Source organism: Brenneria roseae subsp. roseae, assembly GCF_003115845.1.
GTDB lineage: Bacteria > Pseudomonadota > Gammaproteobacteria > Enterobacterales > Enterobacteriaceae > Brenneria > Brenneria roseae.
This window is the reverse complement of sequence record NZ_KZ819029.1, coordinates 48004-65852: the sequence shown is the minus strand read 5'-3', so window position 1 is coordinate 65852 and position 17849 is coordinate 48004. Positions and strand designations below refer to the sequence as shown.

Below are 17849 nucleotides of genomic sequence, written 5' to 3'. Positions count from 1 at the left end.
GCTATGAAAATTGGGATGTGATCCCGTTTTCAGGGACGATAACGACACCAGCGGCCTGTCGGCGCGCTGGCGGGTCGATGAATAAACCACTCGATGTACGCTGGGTGAATAATTTGAATAATAAAGCAACGTTTCGGCATAGCGCATTATCCTTCCTGTTGCTGGCATCGATTTTCGGAGCCATGACGACGGTTCAGGCAGCAACAACAGAGGATGAATTGCAGCTTGATTCATCACCTGCTTCCGGTTCGGCATCCACGGACAAAGAGGCCCGTGGGGTGCTGCGAGCGGTCGATCAGGCCGTCCTGTCCAGCGAGCTTAGTGCAAAAGTGTTGGAAATGCCTTTTCGCGATGGTGAATCGTTCCAAAAAGGTGACTTGCTGGTCCGTTTTGACTGTTCCGCCTATCAGGCGCAGTTCGCCGCGTCACAGGCCGCGATGCGGGCCGCACAGCAGGAATTGAGCCAGAACCGACAGCTGGCCGATATGAAATCCGTTGGCCGCAATGCGGTGGCGCTCTCTGAAGCCCGTCTGGCGCAGGCTTCGGCGGAAAGTCAGGTCTACCAGATTCAAACCAGCCGCTGCCGTGTTGTTGCGCCTTTTGCCGGACAGGTGGTGTCTCGTAAGGTCCAGGTCTCAGAATATGTCAGTCAGGGAACGCCGCTGATTGAGATCGTGGATAACCGCCATCTGGAGATCAATCTGCTGGTGCCTTCCCGCTGGCTGTCTGCGTTGAAAGCCAAACAAACCTTCACCTTCACGCCGGATGAAACGGGCGTACCATTACAGGCTGAAGTGTTGCGAATCGGCGCGCGTATTGATGAAAGCAGCCAGACGTTAACGCTGATCGGTCAGGTGATAAAACCGGACGGCAGTTTACTGGCCGGGATGAGTGGTAATGCGCGTTTCACGGAGACACCGTGAACGAGCCCGATTTATTACACGCAGAGCGGGCGTTTGCCCAATTTATCCACCTCGAGGGATTGGCCAGAGCCGCCAAAACGACCGAAACGCTGGCCTATTCAATGGTCAATGACAGTCAAAGCCTGTTTGGCTTTCGTCATGTGGCGCTGGTGATCAACGGCCGCGTTCGGGCGGTGACCGGTGTTTCCGTTCCCGATCCGCATGCCCCGTTTATTGCGTTTATTGAGCGGGCGGCTAAACAGCTCATCACGGGACAGCAGGAACGGGCGCAACGCGTTACGACGGTGCGGGCCGAGTGGCTGGATGCGCAGACACGGCATGACTGGCAAACCCTTTCGGCGGCGGAAACGCTTTGGGTGCCGCTGAAGGATCGCCATGAGCGGTTGATTGGCGGGTTATGGTATGCCCGCGAGCGGCCCTGGCAGGAGGCGGAACAGCGGCTGATCGAACAACTGGCGGACGCTTACGGACATGCCTGGCTGGCGCTGGAACCGCGTAAAGCCTGGCGGCCCGGCGTGCCTAAAATCAAGGTTCTGGCGGGGGCGGCGATCGTTGTCGGCGTGCTGCTGATCCCGATAAGGCAGTCAGTATTAGCGCCCGCGGCGGTTGTGCCGCTTGGCGCACGGGTGGTGACCGCACCGCTGGATGGCGTGATTGCGGAAGTGATGGTGCAACCTAACCAGATCGTACGGAAAGCGGATGTATTGGTCCGCTTCGACAGCACGACGTTAAAAGCGCAGGCCGATGTTGCCGAGCGCGCGTTGGGAGTGGCGGAAGCCGAATTGCGAACAGGAACGCAGCGAGCCTTTCAGGATGCGGAATCAAAATCAAAACTCGATTTGCTCGCTGCACAGGTAGAGCAGAAGCGTTCTGAGTTGATGTATGCCCGCGACCTGTTGCAACGTAGCGATGTTCGAGCCGAACGCGACGGCATCGTCGTATTTGCGGATGTGGATCGCCTGATGGGAAAACCAGTCAGAACAGGCGAACGGTTGATGGAACTCGCCAATCCGCAGCAGGCGGAGTTAAAAATCGAACTGGACGTTGGCGATGCGATTCAGTTTCCCGATGCGGCGGATGTTGCCCTGTTCCTGGATAGCGATCCGCTGACGCGTTACGCCGCCAGCCTCGAGCGTATTGCTTATGAGTCGGCGTTAACGGATTACGGCACATTGGCTTACCGGCTGGATGCCCGTTTCGTGGATGCCGTGCCGCGTATCGGCCTGCGGGGCACGGCAAAAATTTATGGTAATTATGTCCCGCTGGGGATGTACCTTTTCCGCCGCCCGGTTGCGGCATTGCGTAAGACCGTGGGGATATAATGGCGGCCTTACCTCCACTGCGCGACGACCTGCAAATATCCGGGGCCGCGCCAGCGTTGGATGGCTCTCCCCAGTGGACGCTGGCCGACAGCATTTCCGGGCGTTATTTCAAGTTGAATAACACGGCGATTCGTTTGCTCCGTCATTGGTCATTACAGGACAGCGAGCAGGTGATTTCAGCGGTCAACCGGGAGCCGGGTGTGCCGATAAGCCATGATGAACTTGATAGCTTCCTGCGTTTTCTGCGTGTTCATGATTTGATTGCCGCCAGCGATCCCGAACAGCGCGGCAGCTACGCCATAAAAGCGGCGAGCCGTCGCCAAAGCCTGTTGAAACAGGCGCTGCACCAGTATCTGTTTTTCCGTATTCCACTGTGGCGACCGGAACCGTTTTTGAATAAAACCTGGCCCTGGCTGCAAAAGTACGGTTCTTCGCTATTGCGATTCGCTTTCCCGGTTCTGTTCCTGCTTGGTTTATTTCTGGTTAGCCGTGACTGGCCGCGCTATCGCAGCTCGTTTCCCCATCTGTTCAGTATGGAAGGCATGATTGCCTTTGGTTGCGCGTTGGTGTTCGCCAAGTTGATTCATGAATTGGGCCATGCCTACATGGCGAAGAAAGCCGGGTGCCGGGTGCAAAGCATGGGCGTGGCGTTTATCGTCATGTTTCCCATGTTTTATACTGACGTCAGCGACGCCTGGCGCGTCAAAGAACACCGCGCGCGTCTGTTAATCGGTGCCGGCGGCATTCTGGCGGAGCTGTTGCTTGCCACCGTGGCACTGTTAGCCTGGTCGGTATTGCCGGAAGGGCCGCTGCATTCGGCGGCCTTTTTGTTGTCCAGCGCGACCTGGATTACGACAATCATTATTAATATCAACCCGCTGATGCGTTTTGATGGCTACTTTATGCTAAGCGACTTCTGGCGGATTGATAACCTGCAAGGGCGGGCATATGCCCTGTGCCGCTGGCATTTGCGGGAAACCTTGTTCGGTTATGGCGAACCGCCGCCGGAGCGCTGGTCGCCGCGGATGGGACGCCGGTTGTTGCTGTGGGGCTACGCGTCCTGGATTTGGCGCTTTTTTTTGTTCTTCGGCATTGCGTTGGCGGTTTATCACTATTTTTTCAAAGTATTAGGTATCTTCCTTATGCTGGTTGAAATCAGCTGGTTTATTGGTTTACCCATCATTCAGGAGTTCGTACAGTGGTGGAAACAGCGTCAGCGCTCCCGGCTGTCTGCTGTGCTGAGAACCGGGCTGTTGGTGCTATTGCTGTCGGCCTTGCTGTTTTTCCCCTGGCGGAGCCAGGTGGAGATGCCCGCAATCCTGGAAGCGCCGCGCACCAGCACGCTGTATGCGCCTGTACCGGCGCAAATACGCCAGCTGCACGTGACGGATGGTCAATTAGTGCAAGCGGGGGATCTGTTGCTGGAGTTGACGTCGGCGGATCTGGATTTCCGTTTACTGATCGCGCGTCAACGTATCGCTATTCTGCAACTACAGCTGCGTCGGCAGGCGGCGAGCCGCGACACCATTGGTGAAACACTGATTCTTGAACAGGAGCTGGCCGAGTCGCTGGCACAATATCGGGGACTGCGCGCACAGCAGACACGTTTGCAGATTCGGGCGCCGCAGTCGGGTCAGGTCAGAGATGTGGCCATTGATCTGACGGCAGGGCGCTGGCTTGGCACGGAATCGCCGGTGCTTCGCATCGTCGATACCCGCAGCGGGCGGCTGCGGGGCTATCTGCGTGAGGATAATCTGCACCGTGTCAGCGTAGGAACAACGGGGAAGTTTATTGCTGACGATCCTGTCTGGCCGGCAACGTCAGCCTTGGTGCAGGCGATCGATCCTACCGGCATTACTGCGCTGGATCGCGAAATGTTGGCTTCCGATCGCGGCGGGCCGATTGCAGTGCGCCGCGACGATCAGAAAAAGCCCCGGCCGGTGCAAGCCTGGTACGGTGTAAACATTGACGTAACCTCGGATAGGGCCTTGCCAAAGCAGCCATTACGTGGCGTGGTGGTGATTAATGGTGAAAGAGAATCATTGTTTACCAGTATCTGGCGGCGGTTAGCGGCAATTGGCGTGAGAGAAAGCGGTTTTTAACGCAGTTGCTGTTATCTTTTAAATAGCCGGTACGCTGGCCTTTCCGGTATATTGTGAATATATTAATAGCAGTCTATTTATATCTCTGCCAAGTATAACGCCCCTGGGGAATGTCGGTTTTTTATAATCATTAAATCTCAATAGAGAAATAAAAATAACCTGATGATTATAGAAATAAAAAGTTGCCGGGCGAATATTTGACGAAATGCAATTTAAATCTATACATAAATAAGCAGGACTGCTTTCAGTATGTATTCTAATTCATCCCATTTATCTGGGCGAATAAGCGCGGTACCGATCGTTAACGCTTTGGCGATATCACTATATACCTTAAATAATTCGAGTTGCAGAAAGGCGAGCAGCCAGCGCCTCTGCACTTGAAGGATGACGGGATATCGCTTTATGTCAATGGCAAGGAATAAGGAAGGTTCATATGAAATTTCGTCTGAAAAGCTGTTGTTATATGCTGGCCTCGGGCCTCACATTGGTTGCTGTTTCGCCGGGGGCAATGGCGACATGCAGTGCCGATAGTCCGTATATCGGCTCGGTCTGTTTCACCGCCGTGGCGTTTTGCCCCACTGGATACCTTGCTGCGGAGGGACAAACGATACAAATCAGTAGTTATCAGGCACTGTATTCCCTGCTCGGCAACCGGTATGGTGGTGATGGGCGTACCACTTTCCAACTGCCCGACCTCCGTGGCAGATCCCCGATAGGCCAGGGGCAGGGACCGGGATTGACGGATGCCCCAATGGGGTCCACCCGGGGAAATGAAAAAGTAACGTTGACGGTGGCGCAAATGCCGGCCCATAGCCATCTGGCTACACTGTCGCCAACGCCGGGAACGACCGTGGTGGTTAACGCGACGGAGAATGCGGGCGTGTCCGCTACGCCATCGGCGGCGAACAATCAGTTAGCGGCGGCGAGCACCCCGGCGGCAAGAATTTATGCGCCTGCCGGCGGCACGCAGGTTCCGTTAGGCGGCGTGAGCGGCGGTGGCTCGGGCGGGACGATTGCGGTACAACCTAACGGGGGTTCTCAGTCATTCGATATTATATCGCCTCAAATTGCTCTGAAAGCGTGCATTGCTTCGCTCGGCATTTATCCAACCCGAGATTAATATCATGCTGCGGGGTTATCCGCCTGAACGCGAATAACCCTGCAATAAAGGCAAATACGCAGACAAGCATGGATCCCATTCTTCAGGTTGATGTGGTGAATCCGGTTGCATGATTTTCTTTCTCGCTGAAGCTCTACCTCCTCATCGTTTTTCCATTAGTTGAACTTTTGTTAATTTTTGGGGCAACTGCCTTGTTATTGTGCAGTGACTCTCCCGATTTCAATCTTCGGTTTCCTGCCTATGAGAGGCAATGACATCGCATTCCTCCATAATCCTTTGTTTATTAATGAAATTAATCAAGTCAGTGCAGATTGGCACAGTCCATGCTTTGTTAGCTAACTAACATTTAACCCGGTTTTGATAGCGGAACAACAAAGGACGGGTATGGCCGATCATCACGATGTGATTGCACAGATTGAAGCATCGTTCGCCGGGCAGACGCCGACCGGTAAACGTATTGCCGGATATCTGCTTGCCAATCTGGCGCAGGTGCCATTTGAAACCGCGGACAGCATTGGCCGCAGTGCCGCCACCACCGGTATTTCGGTCGGTCGCTATCTGCGCAGCCTCGGATATCGCAATCTGGATGATTTCAAACGCACATTGCGTCAGCAGAATGGCGGGGTTTATCAGCCGTGGCTGGTAACGGATCGGCTTGGCGTATATCAGCAGCGCCGGCGGCAGCCGCAGCACGAGAAACTGCAACAGGCGCTGACGCTGGAGCTGGACGCGATCAACCATGTGTATCAACTGGCGCAGGGAGAGGTTTTTACCCGCATCAGTCGCCGGTTGGCTGATGCTGATGCGGTATTCATTCTGGGGATTCAGTCTATGCGCGGCATCGCCAATGCGTTTTACAGCCACCTTGAGTACCTGCGCCCCAAAGTCTACTTCGCCGACGGGCTGTCGGGAACCTATGTGGAATCGCTGAATTCGGAATTCGATACCCCGTATCTGGTGGTGACGGACACGCGCGCCTACTCGGTGGTGGCGCAGAAATATTGTCATGCCGCCTGTGAACGCGGCCTGTCATTGGCCTTGATTACCGACATTTACTGTCCCTGGGCGCGGGACTATCCGGTGGATCTGCTACAGGTGAAGACCGATACCGGCCAGTTCTGGGATTCACTGGCGCCGCTCAGTTGCCTGTTCAACCTGCTGACCTCTGCGGTACTGGAGCTGCGCGGCATTGACGCCGAGCAGCGGCTGGCGGAAAACCGGACGCTGCAAAAGCAGTTTGGCCAGTTTGAGTCGTGACGAAACGAGCCGATGGCCCTGAACCACTCGTTTCAGCAAATATCGCGTTGGTCGCTATAGCCCGGATAAACATAGTCTGATGAATGAGGAATACACCGTGACGCAAAACGGTTTGATGAAGAAAGATGACGGCGTGGAACTGGTCGATGTCGCGGCGCTGCTGCCGGAGGTGGTTATCGATCTGAAATATGCCACCGACGATAACCTGACCGGACAGCCGATTTACCGTGAACACCGTTGCCTGCTGCACCCGGATGCGTCGCAGGCGCTGGTTCGCTGTGCCGATGTGGCCCGGCTGGCTGGTTTTAACCTGAAAATTTTTGACGCCTATCGCCCGCAGCAGGCGCAGGTCTGTCTGTGGACGGCGTTTCCGAATCCCGAATATGTGGTGGATATTCGTCTTGGTTCCCATCACAGCCGTGGCGTCGCCATTGACCTCACGCTGCTGGATGAGCATGGCGCGGCGCTCGATATGGGCGCCGCGTTTGACGAAATGAATGAACGTTCGCATCCCTTTTATCCCGATCTTCCTCCACAGATACAGCGTCATCGATTGTTATTAAACGCAGTGATGCAGGCTGGCGGCTATCGCGGCATTGCCAGCGAGTGGTGGCATTTTGAATTACCCAACGCGCGGGAATACCCGTTATTAACCGATCGTTTCGGTTGTTATCCGCCGATAAACGCCGGCTGATGACTGATATGCAGCAAATCTTGCAGGTAAAAAACGACGTTATTCGCCCTTTTATTGATTGATACCAGGAGTCTGCCCATGAGCATCTTTAGCGACAAAGTACCTACCCCGCTTCATCGCCGATTCACCCGTGGTCTGCTGGCGGGAGCCGTTCTGTTTGCTGTGGCGGGGGCCACATTTCAGACGGAGGCTGCCGTGCCTAAGGATATGCTGGTTATCGGCAAGGCGGCCGATCCGCAAACGCTGGATCCTGCGGTTACCATTGACAACAACGACTGGACGGTAACCTACCCGGCCTATCAGCGGCTGGTGCAGTACAAGACTGAAGGCGGTAAAGGCTCGACGGAAGTCGAAGGCGAACTGGCGGAAAGCTGGACGGCATCAGACGACCAACTGGTGTGGACGTTCAAACTGAAGCCGGGAGCGAAATTTGATGATGGCTCGGAGGTGAACGCAGAAGCGGTGAAATGGTCGTTCGATCGCCTGATGGAGATGGGACAAGGGCCGTCGGAAGCGTTTCCTAAAGATATGGCGGTGACGGTCGTCGATCCGATGACCGTGCGTTTTACGCTGAAAACGGTCTTTGCGCCTTTCCTCTATACGCTGGCGAATGACGGCGCAGGCATTGTGAACCCGGCTATCGCCAAAGCGCATCCTGACGATCAGGGGAAAGGCTGGCTGGCGGCTAACACCGCCGGATCGGGGCCGTACAAGTTGGAACGCTGGCAGAAAGGACAACAGCTGGTTCTGGTGCCCAACCCTCACTACAGCGGCCCGGCGCCCGCATTTAAACGCGTGACGGTAAAAATCATTGGTGAAAGCTCCAGCCGTCGTCTGCAACTGTCCCGTGGCGACATTGACATTGCAGACTCCCTGCCGATGGATCAACTGGCGGCATTGAAAAAAGAAGATGTCGTGTCGGTGGAGGAGTATCCGGCGCTGCGGGTGACTTATCTGTACCTGAATAATGGCAAAGCGCCGTTGGATAACGCCGATTTTCGGCGCGCCATCTCCTGGGCGACGGACTATCAGGGCATGGTGAACGGCATTTTGGGCGGAAACGGCAAACAGATGCGCGGCCCGATCCCGGAAGGCATGTGGGGTTATGATGCCACGGCGATGCAATACAGCCTGGACCCGGAAAAAGCCAAAGCGGCATTGGCTAATGTGAAAGATCGTGGCCAGACGCTGAGTTTCCTCTATTCGGATAACGATCCGAACTGGGAATCCATCGCGCTTTCCATGCAGGCCAGTCTGGCCTCGGTTGGGATCAGCGTGAAGCTGGAAAAACTGGCCAACGCCACCATGCGCGATCGCATCGGTAAAGGGGATTACGACATCTCCATCGGTAACTGGAGTCCGGATTTTGCCGACCCCTATATGTATATGAACTACTGGTTTGAATCCAATAAGAAAGGGCTGCCGGGTAACCGTGCTTTCTATGACAACCCGGCGGTCGACACGCTGCTGCAAAAAGCCATCGAGGTATCCGATCAGAAGCAACGTACCGATTACTACCAGCAGGCACAAAAAGTGGTGATCGACGAAGCGGCCTACGTCTATCTATTCCAGAAAAACTATCAGGTCGCCATGAACAAAGAGGTGCGGGGATTTGTGTTCAACCCGATGCTGGAACAGGTGTTTAACGTCGGACAGATGAGCAAGAAATAACCGGTAAAAACGCAGGCTGAGCAGTCTGCGAACGCCATCCTTGATGACCACCGTTTATCCGGCCGGCGGCGCCTGATGCGCTGTCGGCCGGTCAGGGGACGTGTATGACTTTCTGGACCATTATTCGCCAGCGCTGCTGGGGACTGGTGCTGGTGATGATCGGCGTATGTGTCATTACGTTCATCATCTCGCACATGATCCCCGGCGATCCGGCGAGTTTGCTGGCGGGCAATCGCGCGAGCGAGGAGATCGTGCAGCACATCCGGCGGCAACTGGGGCTGGATCAGCCGCTGTACGTACAGTTTTACCGCTATGTGACCGATTTGCTGCATGGCGATTTGGGCACCTCGATCCGTACCGGACGTCCCGTGCTTGAAGACCTGAAAGCGTTCTTTCCGGCAACGCTGGAACTGGCGTTGAGCGCGCTGTTGCTGGCCATCGTTCTGGGCGTGCCGCTGGGCGTGTTGTCCGCGGTATACCGCAATAAATTTCCTGACCATCTGGTCCGTCTGCTCTCGGTGGTGGGGATCTCCACGCCGGCATTCTGGCTGGGACTGGGCGTGATTATTCTGTTTTACGGCCAGATGAATGTACTGCCCGGCGGCGGACGGCTGGATGACTGGGTGGACCCGCCGACGCACATCACCGGTTTTTATCTGCTCGATTCACTGCTGACGGGTAATAGCGAAGCATTCTGGAACGGTTTCCAGCATCTGGTGATGCCCGCGTTGACGCTGGCTTTTGTACACCTGGGGATCGTTGCCCGGCAAATCCGTTCGGCGATGCTGGAACAGATGGGGGAAGACTATATCCGCACCGCGCGGGCGAACGGCCTGTCGCACTGGCGGGTGATCCTGTGCCATGCGCTGCCCAATGCGTTGATACCGTCGATTACCGTGCTCGGTCTGGCGCTGGGGGACTTGCTCTATGGCGCGGTACTGACGGAAACGGTTTTTGCCTGGCCGGGCATGGGGGCCTATGTGGTGAACTCGATCCAGGCGCTGGATTTCCCGGCGGTGATGGGGTTTGCGGTCGTGGTGTCGTTTGCCTATGTGATCGTCAATCTGCTGGTGGATTTGCTCTACGTGTGGATTGACCCGCGTATCGGACGTGAGGGGTAAAAGAAATGTCTTTGCTGGAAAATGGGATGGAGAACGGTGGATTAAACGGCTCTCCTCCGGAGACGACCTCGCGATTTGCCAACTGGCGGCGGACCTTTTATCTGCTCAGCCGCAGCCCGCTGACGCTGGTTGGCTCAGCCATCATGCTTATCGTTACGCTGCTGATGGTGTTCTCGCCGTGGCTGGTGCCGTATGACCCGAATGCGATTGACCTGACCGCCCGGTTGCAGGCGCCTTCTGCGCTGCACTGGTTTGGTACTGACGAGGTGGGGCGCGATATTTTCAGCCGCGTGTTGATTGGCAGTCAGCAGTCGGTGACGGCCGGTGTCGCAGTGGTGGTACTGGCGGGAGCCATCGGCTCGCTGCTTGGTTGTTTTTCCGGCGTGATGGGCGGTCTGGTGGATGCGCTGATTATGCGCTGTATGGACATCGTGCTATCGGTGCCTTCGCTGGTGCTGACCATGGCGCTGGCGGCGGCGCTCGGTCCCAGCCTGTTTAATGCCATGCTGGCCATTGCGGTGGTGCGTATTCCTTTCTATGTGCGGTTGGCGCGCGGTCAAACGTTGATGCTGCGCCATCAGGCTTATATGCAGGCCACGCGCACGTTCGGCGCGTCACGTTGGCACCTGATTAGCTGGCATGTGCTGCGCAACGTTTTGCCGCCGCTGGTGGTGCAGGCGTCGTTGGATATCGGTACGTCGATACTGATGGCGGCAACGCTCGGCTTTATCGGACTCGGCGCGCAGCAGCCGACCGCGGAATGGGGCGCGATGGTGGCCAATGGACGTAACTATATTCTCGACCAGTGGTGGTACTCCGCGTTTCCGGGAATGGCCATTCTGATTACGGCAACCGGTTTTAATCTGTTTGGCGATGGTCTGCGTGACCTGCTGGATCCTAAAGGAAAGGGGCGTTGATATGCAGACTGACAGCGTAATTTCCGATGTTTCGTCACCACCGCCGGTACTGGATATCGACAATCTGCAACTGGTGTTTCCTGTTTATGGCGGTGAAGTAAAAGCCCTTAATCAGGTTTCGCTCAGCGTCAATGCCGGGGAAATCGTGGGTGTGGTGGGGGAATCGGGCTCGGGGAAATCCGTTACGGCGATGATGGCGATGCGATTGCTGCCGCCGGATGGGTTTGTGATCACTGGCGGAAGCCTGAACATGCTGGGAACGGATGTGGTCAGGGCGAGCGAGAAGGCGATGCGTAACCTGCGCGGTTCACGCGTGGCGATGATCTTTCAGGAGCCGATGAATGCCCTCAATCCGACACGTAAAATCGGTCGGCAGATGGTGGAAATTCTCCGCCTCCACCAGTCGTTGAATGCCGGGCAGGCGCGTAGCAAAGCGATAGCGCTGCTGAATGAAATGCAGATAGCGGATGCCGAACAGGTGATGAATCGCTATCCCTTCGAACTGTCGGGCGGTATGCGTCAGCGCGTGCTGATTGCCATGGCGTTTTCCTGCGAGCCGGAGTTGATCATTGCTGATGAGCCGACCACCGCGCTGGATGTCACCGTACAGCGTCAGGTGCTGCGTCTGCTGCAACGGAAGGCTCGCGCCAGCGGCACCGCCGTACTGTTCATCACCCATGATATGGCGGTGGTGGCGCAATTGTGCGATCGGGTTTATGTGATGTATGCGGGGCAGGTGATCGAAAGCGGGACCACCGATGATGTGATTGCGCATCCGGCGCATCCCTATTCCATCGGCCTGCTACAGGCCGCGCCAGAAAATGCCGAACCGCGTAGTTTGCTGAAAGCTATTCCCGGAACGGTGCCCAACCTGGCGAAACTACCGCAGGGATGCGCTTTTCGTGAACGTTGCGCGCACGCCGATGCCCGGTGCATGTCGTCGCCGTCGCTAATGCCGCTTGCATCGCGCAGAGGTCAACAGATTGCCTGCTGGCATCCGCAACTGGCCGAACCGGAGCCGATGAGATGATTAGAGAAACGTTAATGGAATTACAGGACGTCAGAGTCCGTTTTCCCGTCGGCTATAACTGGCGGGGAAAACCGAAAAGCTACGTGCATGCGTTGAACGGCCTCGATCTGAATATTATGCGTGGTGAAACGCTGGGCATCGTCGGGGAATCCGGCTGTGGCAAAAGCACGCTGGCCCAACTACTGATGGGCTTGCAGAAGCCAAGCAGCGGCGAACTGATCCGGGCCCGTCTGGCGGGCTCCTGGTTTGGTTCCGGTATGCAGATGGTTTTTCAGGATCCGCAATCTTCGCTCGATCCTCGTCTGCCCGTCTGGCGTATTATCACCGAGCCGGTTTATGTGCAAAAACACAACAGCGTGGCGGAACGGCGTGAGTTAGCGGCTCAGCTTGCCGAACAGGTGGGGATTCGCCAGGCCTATCTTGATCGCCTGCCGCATGAGTTTTCCGGTGGTCAGCGCCAGCGTATTTCCATCGCCCGGGCACTGTCCTCCGAGCCGGATATCATCGTACTGGATGAGCCGACGTCGGCGCTGGATATTTCGGTGCAGGCACAAATCCTTAATCTGCTGGTGGAGTTACAGCGGCAGCGTAATCTGACGTTTGTGCTGATTTCGCACAATGTGTCGGTGGTGAAGCACATGAGCGACAGGGTTGCCGTCATGTACCTCGGGCAGATTGTCGAACTCGGGCCAGCGGAAAAGGTGCTGACGCAACCGCAGCACCCTTACACCAAACTGCTGCTGGATTCTGTGCCTCAGGCGGGGCGCTTGCTTGACGATGGACAAGCAGACCGCAAAGGCGAGCTTCCCAGCAACCGCCATCTGCCGCAGGGCTGCTTTTTCCGTGAACGATGTCCTTACGCCGGGGAGGGGTGTCAGCTACCGCAAACGTTGCGCGTGACGCCGGCTGGCGTGGCAGTGCGCTGTCATCGGGGGGAGGGAATGTGATGTGGCTGGCAAGTGTAGGCTTCATGGGGGCCGAACCGAATTTATTAATGCTTTCTGATGTCATGAAATCGTCACAGGCTGCCGATAATAAAGAATGGTATTCGCCATTATCATCTGAAGGAGGGATCTGACGACATAACGCTAGCGCCATTTGGAACGGAAGGTGAGGAAGACGATATATAACGCATACTTTATGGCGTGGATAAAAATTTGAAGGGGGCGATGGATAGCGTACAGTGAGAGAACCGGTGCCGGCCCTTATTGGATCGCATCGCGATTGCCGCCTTGTTACTACTGCACACAATAATTATTCGTATTGAGGAAAGCATGGATAATTTTCAAAAAGATATTGAGGAGAGGACGAACCTCACTTCAGCAAACAAGTTTGAACTCTTATTATTCCGACTGGGAGCCGCACCCTCTGCGTTAAATGACGAGCAATCCGAGTTGTTCGGTATCAATGTGTTTAAGCTTCGCGAAATTGTTCCCATGCCCTCGTTGACCAAGGCGGCAGGTATGGCATCCCCCATGCTCGGCATGGTGAATATTCGTGGGCAAATCATTCCTGTTATTGACCTGCCTGCGGTAGCGGGTTGCGTGCCTGCTACCGGGCTCAATATTCTTCTTGTGACGGAATATGCGCGCAGTACCCAGGCCTTTGCTGTGGAATCCGTGGACGATATCGTTCGTCTTGAGTGGAGTCAGGTACTTACCGCCGAAGCGGGCGTGAGCGGCAAATATATCACGAGCATTGCTCGCCTTGATAATGATAAAGCGAGTAACCGTCTGGCGCTGGTGCTGGATGTTGAACAGATCCTGCATGACATCATCCCGGTTGATCGTAATATCCAGATCGAGAACGTGGAAACGAAAAAATTCCCGATGGCGCCGGGGGCGGTTGCCATTGTGGCGGAGGACTCTAAAGTCGCCCGTTCGCTCCTTGAACAGGGCCTGAATATGATGTCTATTCCCTACAGCATGCATATTACCGGACAGGAAGCCTGGAATAAAATCAAGGCGATGGCCCAAGACGCACAGGCGGAAGGCCGGCCGATTTCGGATAAAATCGGAGTTGTGTTAACCGATTTGGAAATGCCGGAGATGGATGGTTTTACGCTGACGCGAAATATTAAGCGCGATGAATTCCTGAAAAATATTCCCGTTATTATTCATTCTTCGCTGTCTGGCAGTGCGAACGAAGATCATGTTCGCAATGTGGGCGCGGATGCTTATGTGGCAAAGTTTGAAATTAATGAACTGGCAACCGCCATTCAGAATGTGCTGGATAAGGCGTCTCATTAACCTTAAGTCATTGTCATATCCTCTCATCAGCCTCTGCCTGATTGATTTCGGAATGCAGGTGGAGGCCGATGATTTGCCGGGAGCCAGTTGGCGGAAAATTAATCCAGATCGGACGCCTGATGGCGCTCTGCGACCTGTTCCGTTTTCTCTCCCCGGATACGGTTGACTTTACGGCCACGTATGACCGCTGGACGATCGGCAATCTCATTTGCCCAGCGTATTACGTGCTTATACTCATGAGCCGAGAGAAATTCCGCCGCTGAATACAACTCGTTCCGTACCAGACCGCCATACCAGGGCCAGACGGCAATATCGGCAATGGTATAGGTGTCGCCCGCCAGATAACGGTGCTCGGCCAGTCGGCGATTCAATACATCCAGCTGACGTTTGGTCTCCATGGTAAAGCGATTGATGGGGTACTCGTATTTCTCAGGCGCATAGGCATAGAAATGACCAAATCCGCCGCCGACATAGGGGGCAGATCCCATTTGCCAGAAAAGCCAGTTCAGGGTTTCGGTTCGTACCGCAGGATCGGATGGCAGTAAGGCAGCGAATTTTTCAGCCAGATACAAAAGAATAGAACCCGATTCAAAGACGCGGATCGGCGTCTCGCTACTTTGATCCAGCAAGGCCGGGATTTTGGAGTTTGGGTTAACGTCGACAAAACCGCTGGAGAACTGCTCTCCTTCGCTTATCCGTATCAGCCAGGCATCATATTCTGCCCCCGCATGTCCAAGCGCCAGCAACTCTTCCAGCATGATGGTGACTTTCACACCGTTAGGCGTCGCCAGCGAATAAAGCTGGAGCGGATGTTTGCCGACCGGCAGTTCTTTCTCGTGCGTCGGGCCGGCGATAGGACGGTTAATGTTGGCGAAAGCACCGCCGGAGGGCGCTGGTTGCCACACTTTTGGGGGCACATAGGTCGGAGAATTAGCCATTTAAAACCTCCATCTGTTTTTGAAATAACGCCATACGACTTTGGGTAAACCATAACCGAGTTAATGAACCCCTTTGTTATATCGTCCCTGCGCGTCAATGTCAGCACCGGCGGTTCAACCCGCTGAGTGGATGACAGGAAGCACAAACGTTCCCCCTTGCTGTTTCGCTTATTCCTTCAATAACGCTGAAATTTGCTGCCGTAGATAAAGCGATCGCCTCAATCTTATCGTTCAAGCCGGTCTTACCCGGGGTGCAGGAATAAGATTCGTGAATGGCTTCGCAAAATTGATGACAAAACCACCAATGAGTCTTGCGCCGGTATCCGTCCAGTGATAGTAATGCACTACTTCACAAATTTTAGTGAAGAAGGAAAGTACATTACGATCAAATTTATAAAGGACATACCATGTCAGAACTTAAATTCGCCACGCGTCTGAATTCATTTGCCTCCGGAGCCTATCTTTATTGGCCGGGACTGAAAGGCAAGCCTTCAGTACAACAAATGATTGAACGTGCAGCTACGGTTAAAGGGTTGACACATTTGGATTTGAACTATCCCCAGCACATGACTGACGACATAAAAGCAATGAGTCAGAAAATCGCGGAGGTCGGTCTGGCGGTTAACGGTATGCAAATGCGCTGGGATGCACCGGAATTTAAGATCGGCGCATTCACCAACCCTGATCCCCAAATACGCCGCCAGGCCATAGAGTTAACCAAACGTGGGATTGATGCCGGACGTGAATTCGGCGCCAGCCTGATGACGCTGTGGATGGGACAGGATGGATTTGATTACTGTTTCCAGGCTGATTACAAAAAGATCTGGGAAGACGCGATCAGCGCGGTGCGCGAAATCGCCGATTATGCGCCAGATGTTGATATCAGCATTGAATACAAACCCAATGAACCGCGCGCTTACAGTATTTTCCCGAATGTCACGACCTGCCTGCTGGCGGTGGAAGAGGCGGGTTGCCCGAATTTAGGCATTACTCTTGATTTTGCGCATGTGCTGTTTGCCAATGAAATCCCTGCTTACTCGGCCGCAATGGTAGCGCGTCGCTCACGCTTGCTCGGACTTGACCTTAACGATGGCTGGGGTAAGCGTGATGACGGTCTGATGGTGGCATCGGTAAATCCGCGCGCCACGCTGGAGTTCCTGTGGCAGATGAAACGCGATGGTTATCAGGGCGCTTATTACTTCGATACCTTTCCTGACGCCAGTGGTCTGGATCCGGTGCGTGAAGCCGAAACCAATATCGCGACCGTCACCCGTTTACTGAAACTGTGTGAAAAACTTGATAACACCCCGGCGCTGATCGGTGCGATCGGCAGGCAGGATGCCGTCGCCTCACAGCAAATTGTCAACGACATTATGCTGGCTCAATAAAGCGACTGGTCATTGCGAACGTCGCTGTGACATCCACTAAAACAACACGAAGGTTAGATGATGAAAAAAAAATTACTCTCTGTACTCGCATCCGCCCTGTTTTGTACCAGTGTTTACGCAGCTGATTTACCTCCATTGCAATCAGATACCGAGCCGGACCGTACTGACTGGACGCAGCTCACCGCAAAATACGGCCCGCTGCCGGCTGTCGATAGCAAGCTCAAAATCGGCGGCGTATCCAAAACGTTGACCAACGAATACTGGCGATCGCTTGGCAAGGGCTACCAAAATACGGCGGATAAATATGGCTTCACTCTGGCCTATCAGGCTGCCGCCAATGAAGACGATCAGTTAGGGCAGTTGTCTATCGCTGAAACGTTAATCTCACAGGGGTTTAACGGTCTGCTTGTCTCACCGCAAACCGACGCCAATTTGCAACCCGCCTATGAAGTCGCCAAAAGCAAAGGGATTCCTGTCGTTAACGTGAATGATGCCGTGATGCCTAATGCTGCCTATTACGTGGGGAACGTGCAGAAAGATAACGGTGTCCGGGTGGCGAACTGGTTTATCAACAAGCATCCGGAGGGCGGCAAGGTCGCGGTGATTGAAGGTCAGCCGGGCGTGTATGCGGCGGCGCAACGCACGTTGGGATTCCGTGAAACCATCGAAGCAAACGGTAAATTTAACGTGGTCGCCAGTATCCCGGCCAACTGGAGTCGCGAAAATGCCTACAACGCTGCCGCCACGGTTTTGCAGCAACACCCTGACTTGGTGGGTTTCTACGCCAACAATGACGGCATGGCGCTGGGCGTGGTTGAAGCGGTTCGCTCTGTAGGGAAATCAGCCCAGGTAGCGGTGTTCGGAACCGATGGCATTTCCGATGCCTATGCCTCCATTAAACGCGGCGAACTGACCGGTACGGTGGACAGCTTTCCCGTGTTGACCGGCGAAGTGGCGATGGAAGTGATGATTCGCCTGATCAACGGTCAGAAACTGTCACGCGTGGTGTCCACGCCGCAGGCGCTAATCACCAAAGACAATGCTGATGCGTTCTCGGTGCAAGACAATGAGAAATTACGTCAGCTGCTGGAACAGCATAACTAAGTCAGGCGACGGA

At 54.9% G+C, this 17849-nt stretch carries 16 protein-coding genes; 15 read left to right on the top strand and 1 reads right to left on the bottom strand.

Annotation, left to right across the window (positions count from 1 at the left end):
- The first annotated feature begins 104 nt into the window (after window positions 1–104).
- The 13 genes from DDT52_RS12210 (at window position 105) to DDT52_RS12155 (ending at window position 14406) form a co-directional block, all read left to right on the top strand.
- Complete coding sequence (locus tag DDT52_RS12210) at window positions 105–923, top strand: efflux RND transporter periplasmic adaptor subunit (protein WP_425591551.1); 819 nt, start codon at window positions 105–107, stop codon at window positions 921–923.
- The gene (locus tag DDT52_RS12205) at window positions 920–2245 is read left to right on the top strand and encodes an efflux RND transporter periplasmic adaptor subunit (RefSeq protein WP_247595522.1); all 1326 of its coding nucleotides are present in this window, start codon (window positions 920–922) and stop codon (window positions 2243–2245) included. Before DDT52_RS12210 ends, DDT52_RS12205 begins: the two co-directional genes overlap by 4 nt.
- Entirely contained in the window at window positions 2245–4347 is a 2103-nt protein-coding gene (locus tag DDT52_RS12200) for a site-2 protease family protein (protein ID WP_136156603.1), read from the top strand. Before DDT52_RS12205 ends, DDT52_RS12200 begins: the two co-directional genes overlap by 1 nt.
- Window positions 4348–4780: 433 nt before the next feature.
- Window positions 4781–5467 carry a phage tail protein gene (locus DDT52_RS12195; RefSeq protein WP_136156602.1) on the top strand — a complete coding sequence of 229 codons (687 nt, stop codon included), beginning with the start codon at window positions 4781–4783 and terminating at the stop codon, window positions 5465–5467.
- Window positions 5468–5851: 384 nt separating this feature from the next.
- Window positions 5852–6724: a MurR/RpiR family transcriptional regulator gene (locus DDT52_RS12190; RefSeq protein WP_136156601.1), complete on the top strand. Its 873-nt coding sequence runs from the start codon at window positions 5852–5854 to the stop codon at window positions 6722–6724.
- Window positions 6725–6803: 79 nt separating this feature from the next.
- Entirely contained in the window at window positions 6804–7418 is a 615-nt protein-coding gene (ddpX, locus tag DDT52_RS12185; protein WP_425591550.1) for a D-alanyl-D-alanine dipeptidase, read from the top strand.
- A 78-nt stretch (window positions 7419–7496) separates the two neighbouring features.
- Entirely contained in the window at window positions 7497–9089 is a 1593-nt protein-coding gene (locus DDT52_RS12180) for an ABC transporter substrate-binding protein (RefSeq protein WP_136156600.1), read from the top strand.
- A 104-nt stretch (window positions 9090–9193) separates the two neighbouring features.
- The gene (locus DDT52_RS12175; protein ID WP_136156599.1) at window positions 9194–10210 is read left to right on the top strand and encodes an ABC transporter permease; all 1017 of its coding nucleotides are present in this window, start codon (window positions 9194–9196) and stop codon (window positions 10208–10210) included.
- Between the two features lie 5 nt (window positions 10211–10215).
- On the top strand, window positions 10216–11127 hold the full coding sequence (gene ddpC / locus DDT52_RS12170; protein ID WP_136156598.1) for a D,D-dipeptide ABC transporter permease: 912 nt from the start codon (window positions 10216–10218) through the stop codon (window positions 11125–11127).
- A gap of 1 nt (window position 11128) precedes the next feature.
- Entirely contained in the window at window positions 11129–12157 is a 1029-nt protein-coding gene (locus DDT52_RS12165; protein WP_136156597.1) for an ABC transporter ATP-binding protein, read from the top strand.
- Complete coding sequence (locus tag DDT52_RS12160) at window positions 12154–13104, top strand: oligopeptide/dipeptide ABC transporter ATP-binding protein (protein WP_136156596.1); 951 nt, start codon at window positions 12154–12156, stop codon at window positions 13102–13104. The genes DDT52_RS12165 and DDT52_RS12160 overlap by 4 nt, the downstream gene beginning before the upstream one ends.
- Window positions 13104–13235, top strand: a complete 132-nt coding sequence (locus tag DDT52_RS21385; protein ID WP_281728907.1) for a hypothetical protein — start codon at window positions 13104–13106, stop codon at window positions 13233–13235. The genes DDT52_RS12160 and DDT52_RS21385 overlap by 1 nt, the downstream gene beginning before the upstream one ends.
- A 196-nt stretch (window positions 13236–13431) precedes the next feature.
- On the top strand, window positions 13432–14406 hold the full coding sequence (locus DDT52_RS12155) for a chemotaxis protein (RefSeq protein ID WP_136156595.1): 975 nt from the start codon (window positions 13432–13434) through the stop codon (window positions 14404–14406).
- Between the two features lie 98 nt (window positions 14407–14504).
- On the opposite strand, the gene yghU is transcribed toward DDT52_RS12155, so the two are convergent.
- On the bottom strand, window positions 14505–15344 hold the full coding sequence (yghU, locus tag DDT52_RS12150; protein ID WP_136156594.1) for a glutathione-dependent disulfide-bond oxidoreductase: 840 nt from the start codon (window positions 15342–15344) through the stop codon (window positions 14505–14507).
- Window positions 15345–15751: 407 nt separating this feature from the next.
- Here yghU and DDT52_RS12145 point away from each other — a divergent pair, with 407 nt between their 5' ends.
- Together DDT52_RS12145 and DDT52_RS12140 are read left to right on the top strand one after the other, a co-directional pair.
- Window positions 15752–16732, top strand: a complete 981-nt coding sequence (locus DDT52_RS12145) for a TIM barrel protein (protein WP_136156593.1) — start codon at window positions 15752–15754, stop codon at window positions 16730–16732.
- A 60-nt stretch (window positions 16733–16792) separates the two neighbouring features.
- Window positions 16793–17836, top strand: coding sequence for a sugar ABC transporter substrate-binding protein (locus tag DDT52_RS12140; protein ID WP_136156732.1), 1044 nt, complete (start codon window positions 16793–16795; stop codon window positions 17834–17836).
- Window positions 17837–17849: the final 13 nt, after the last annotated feature.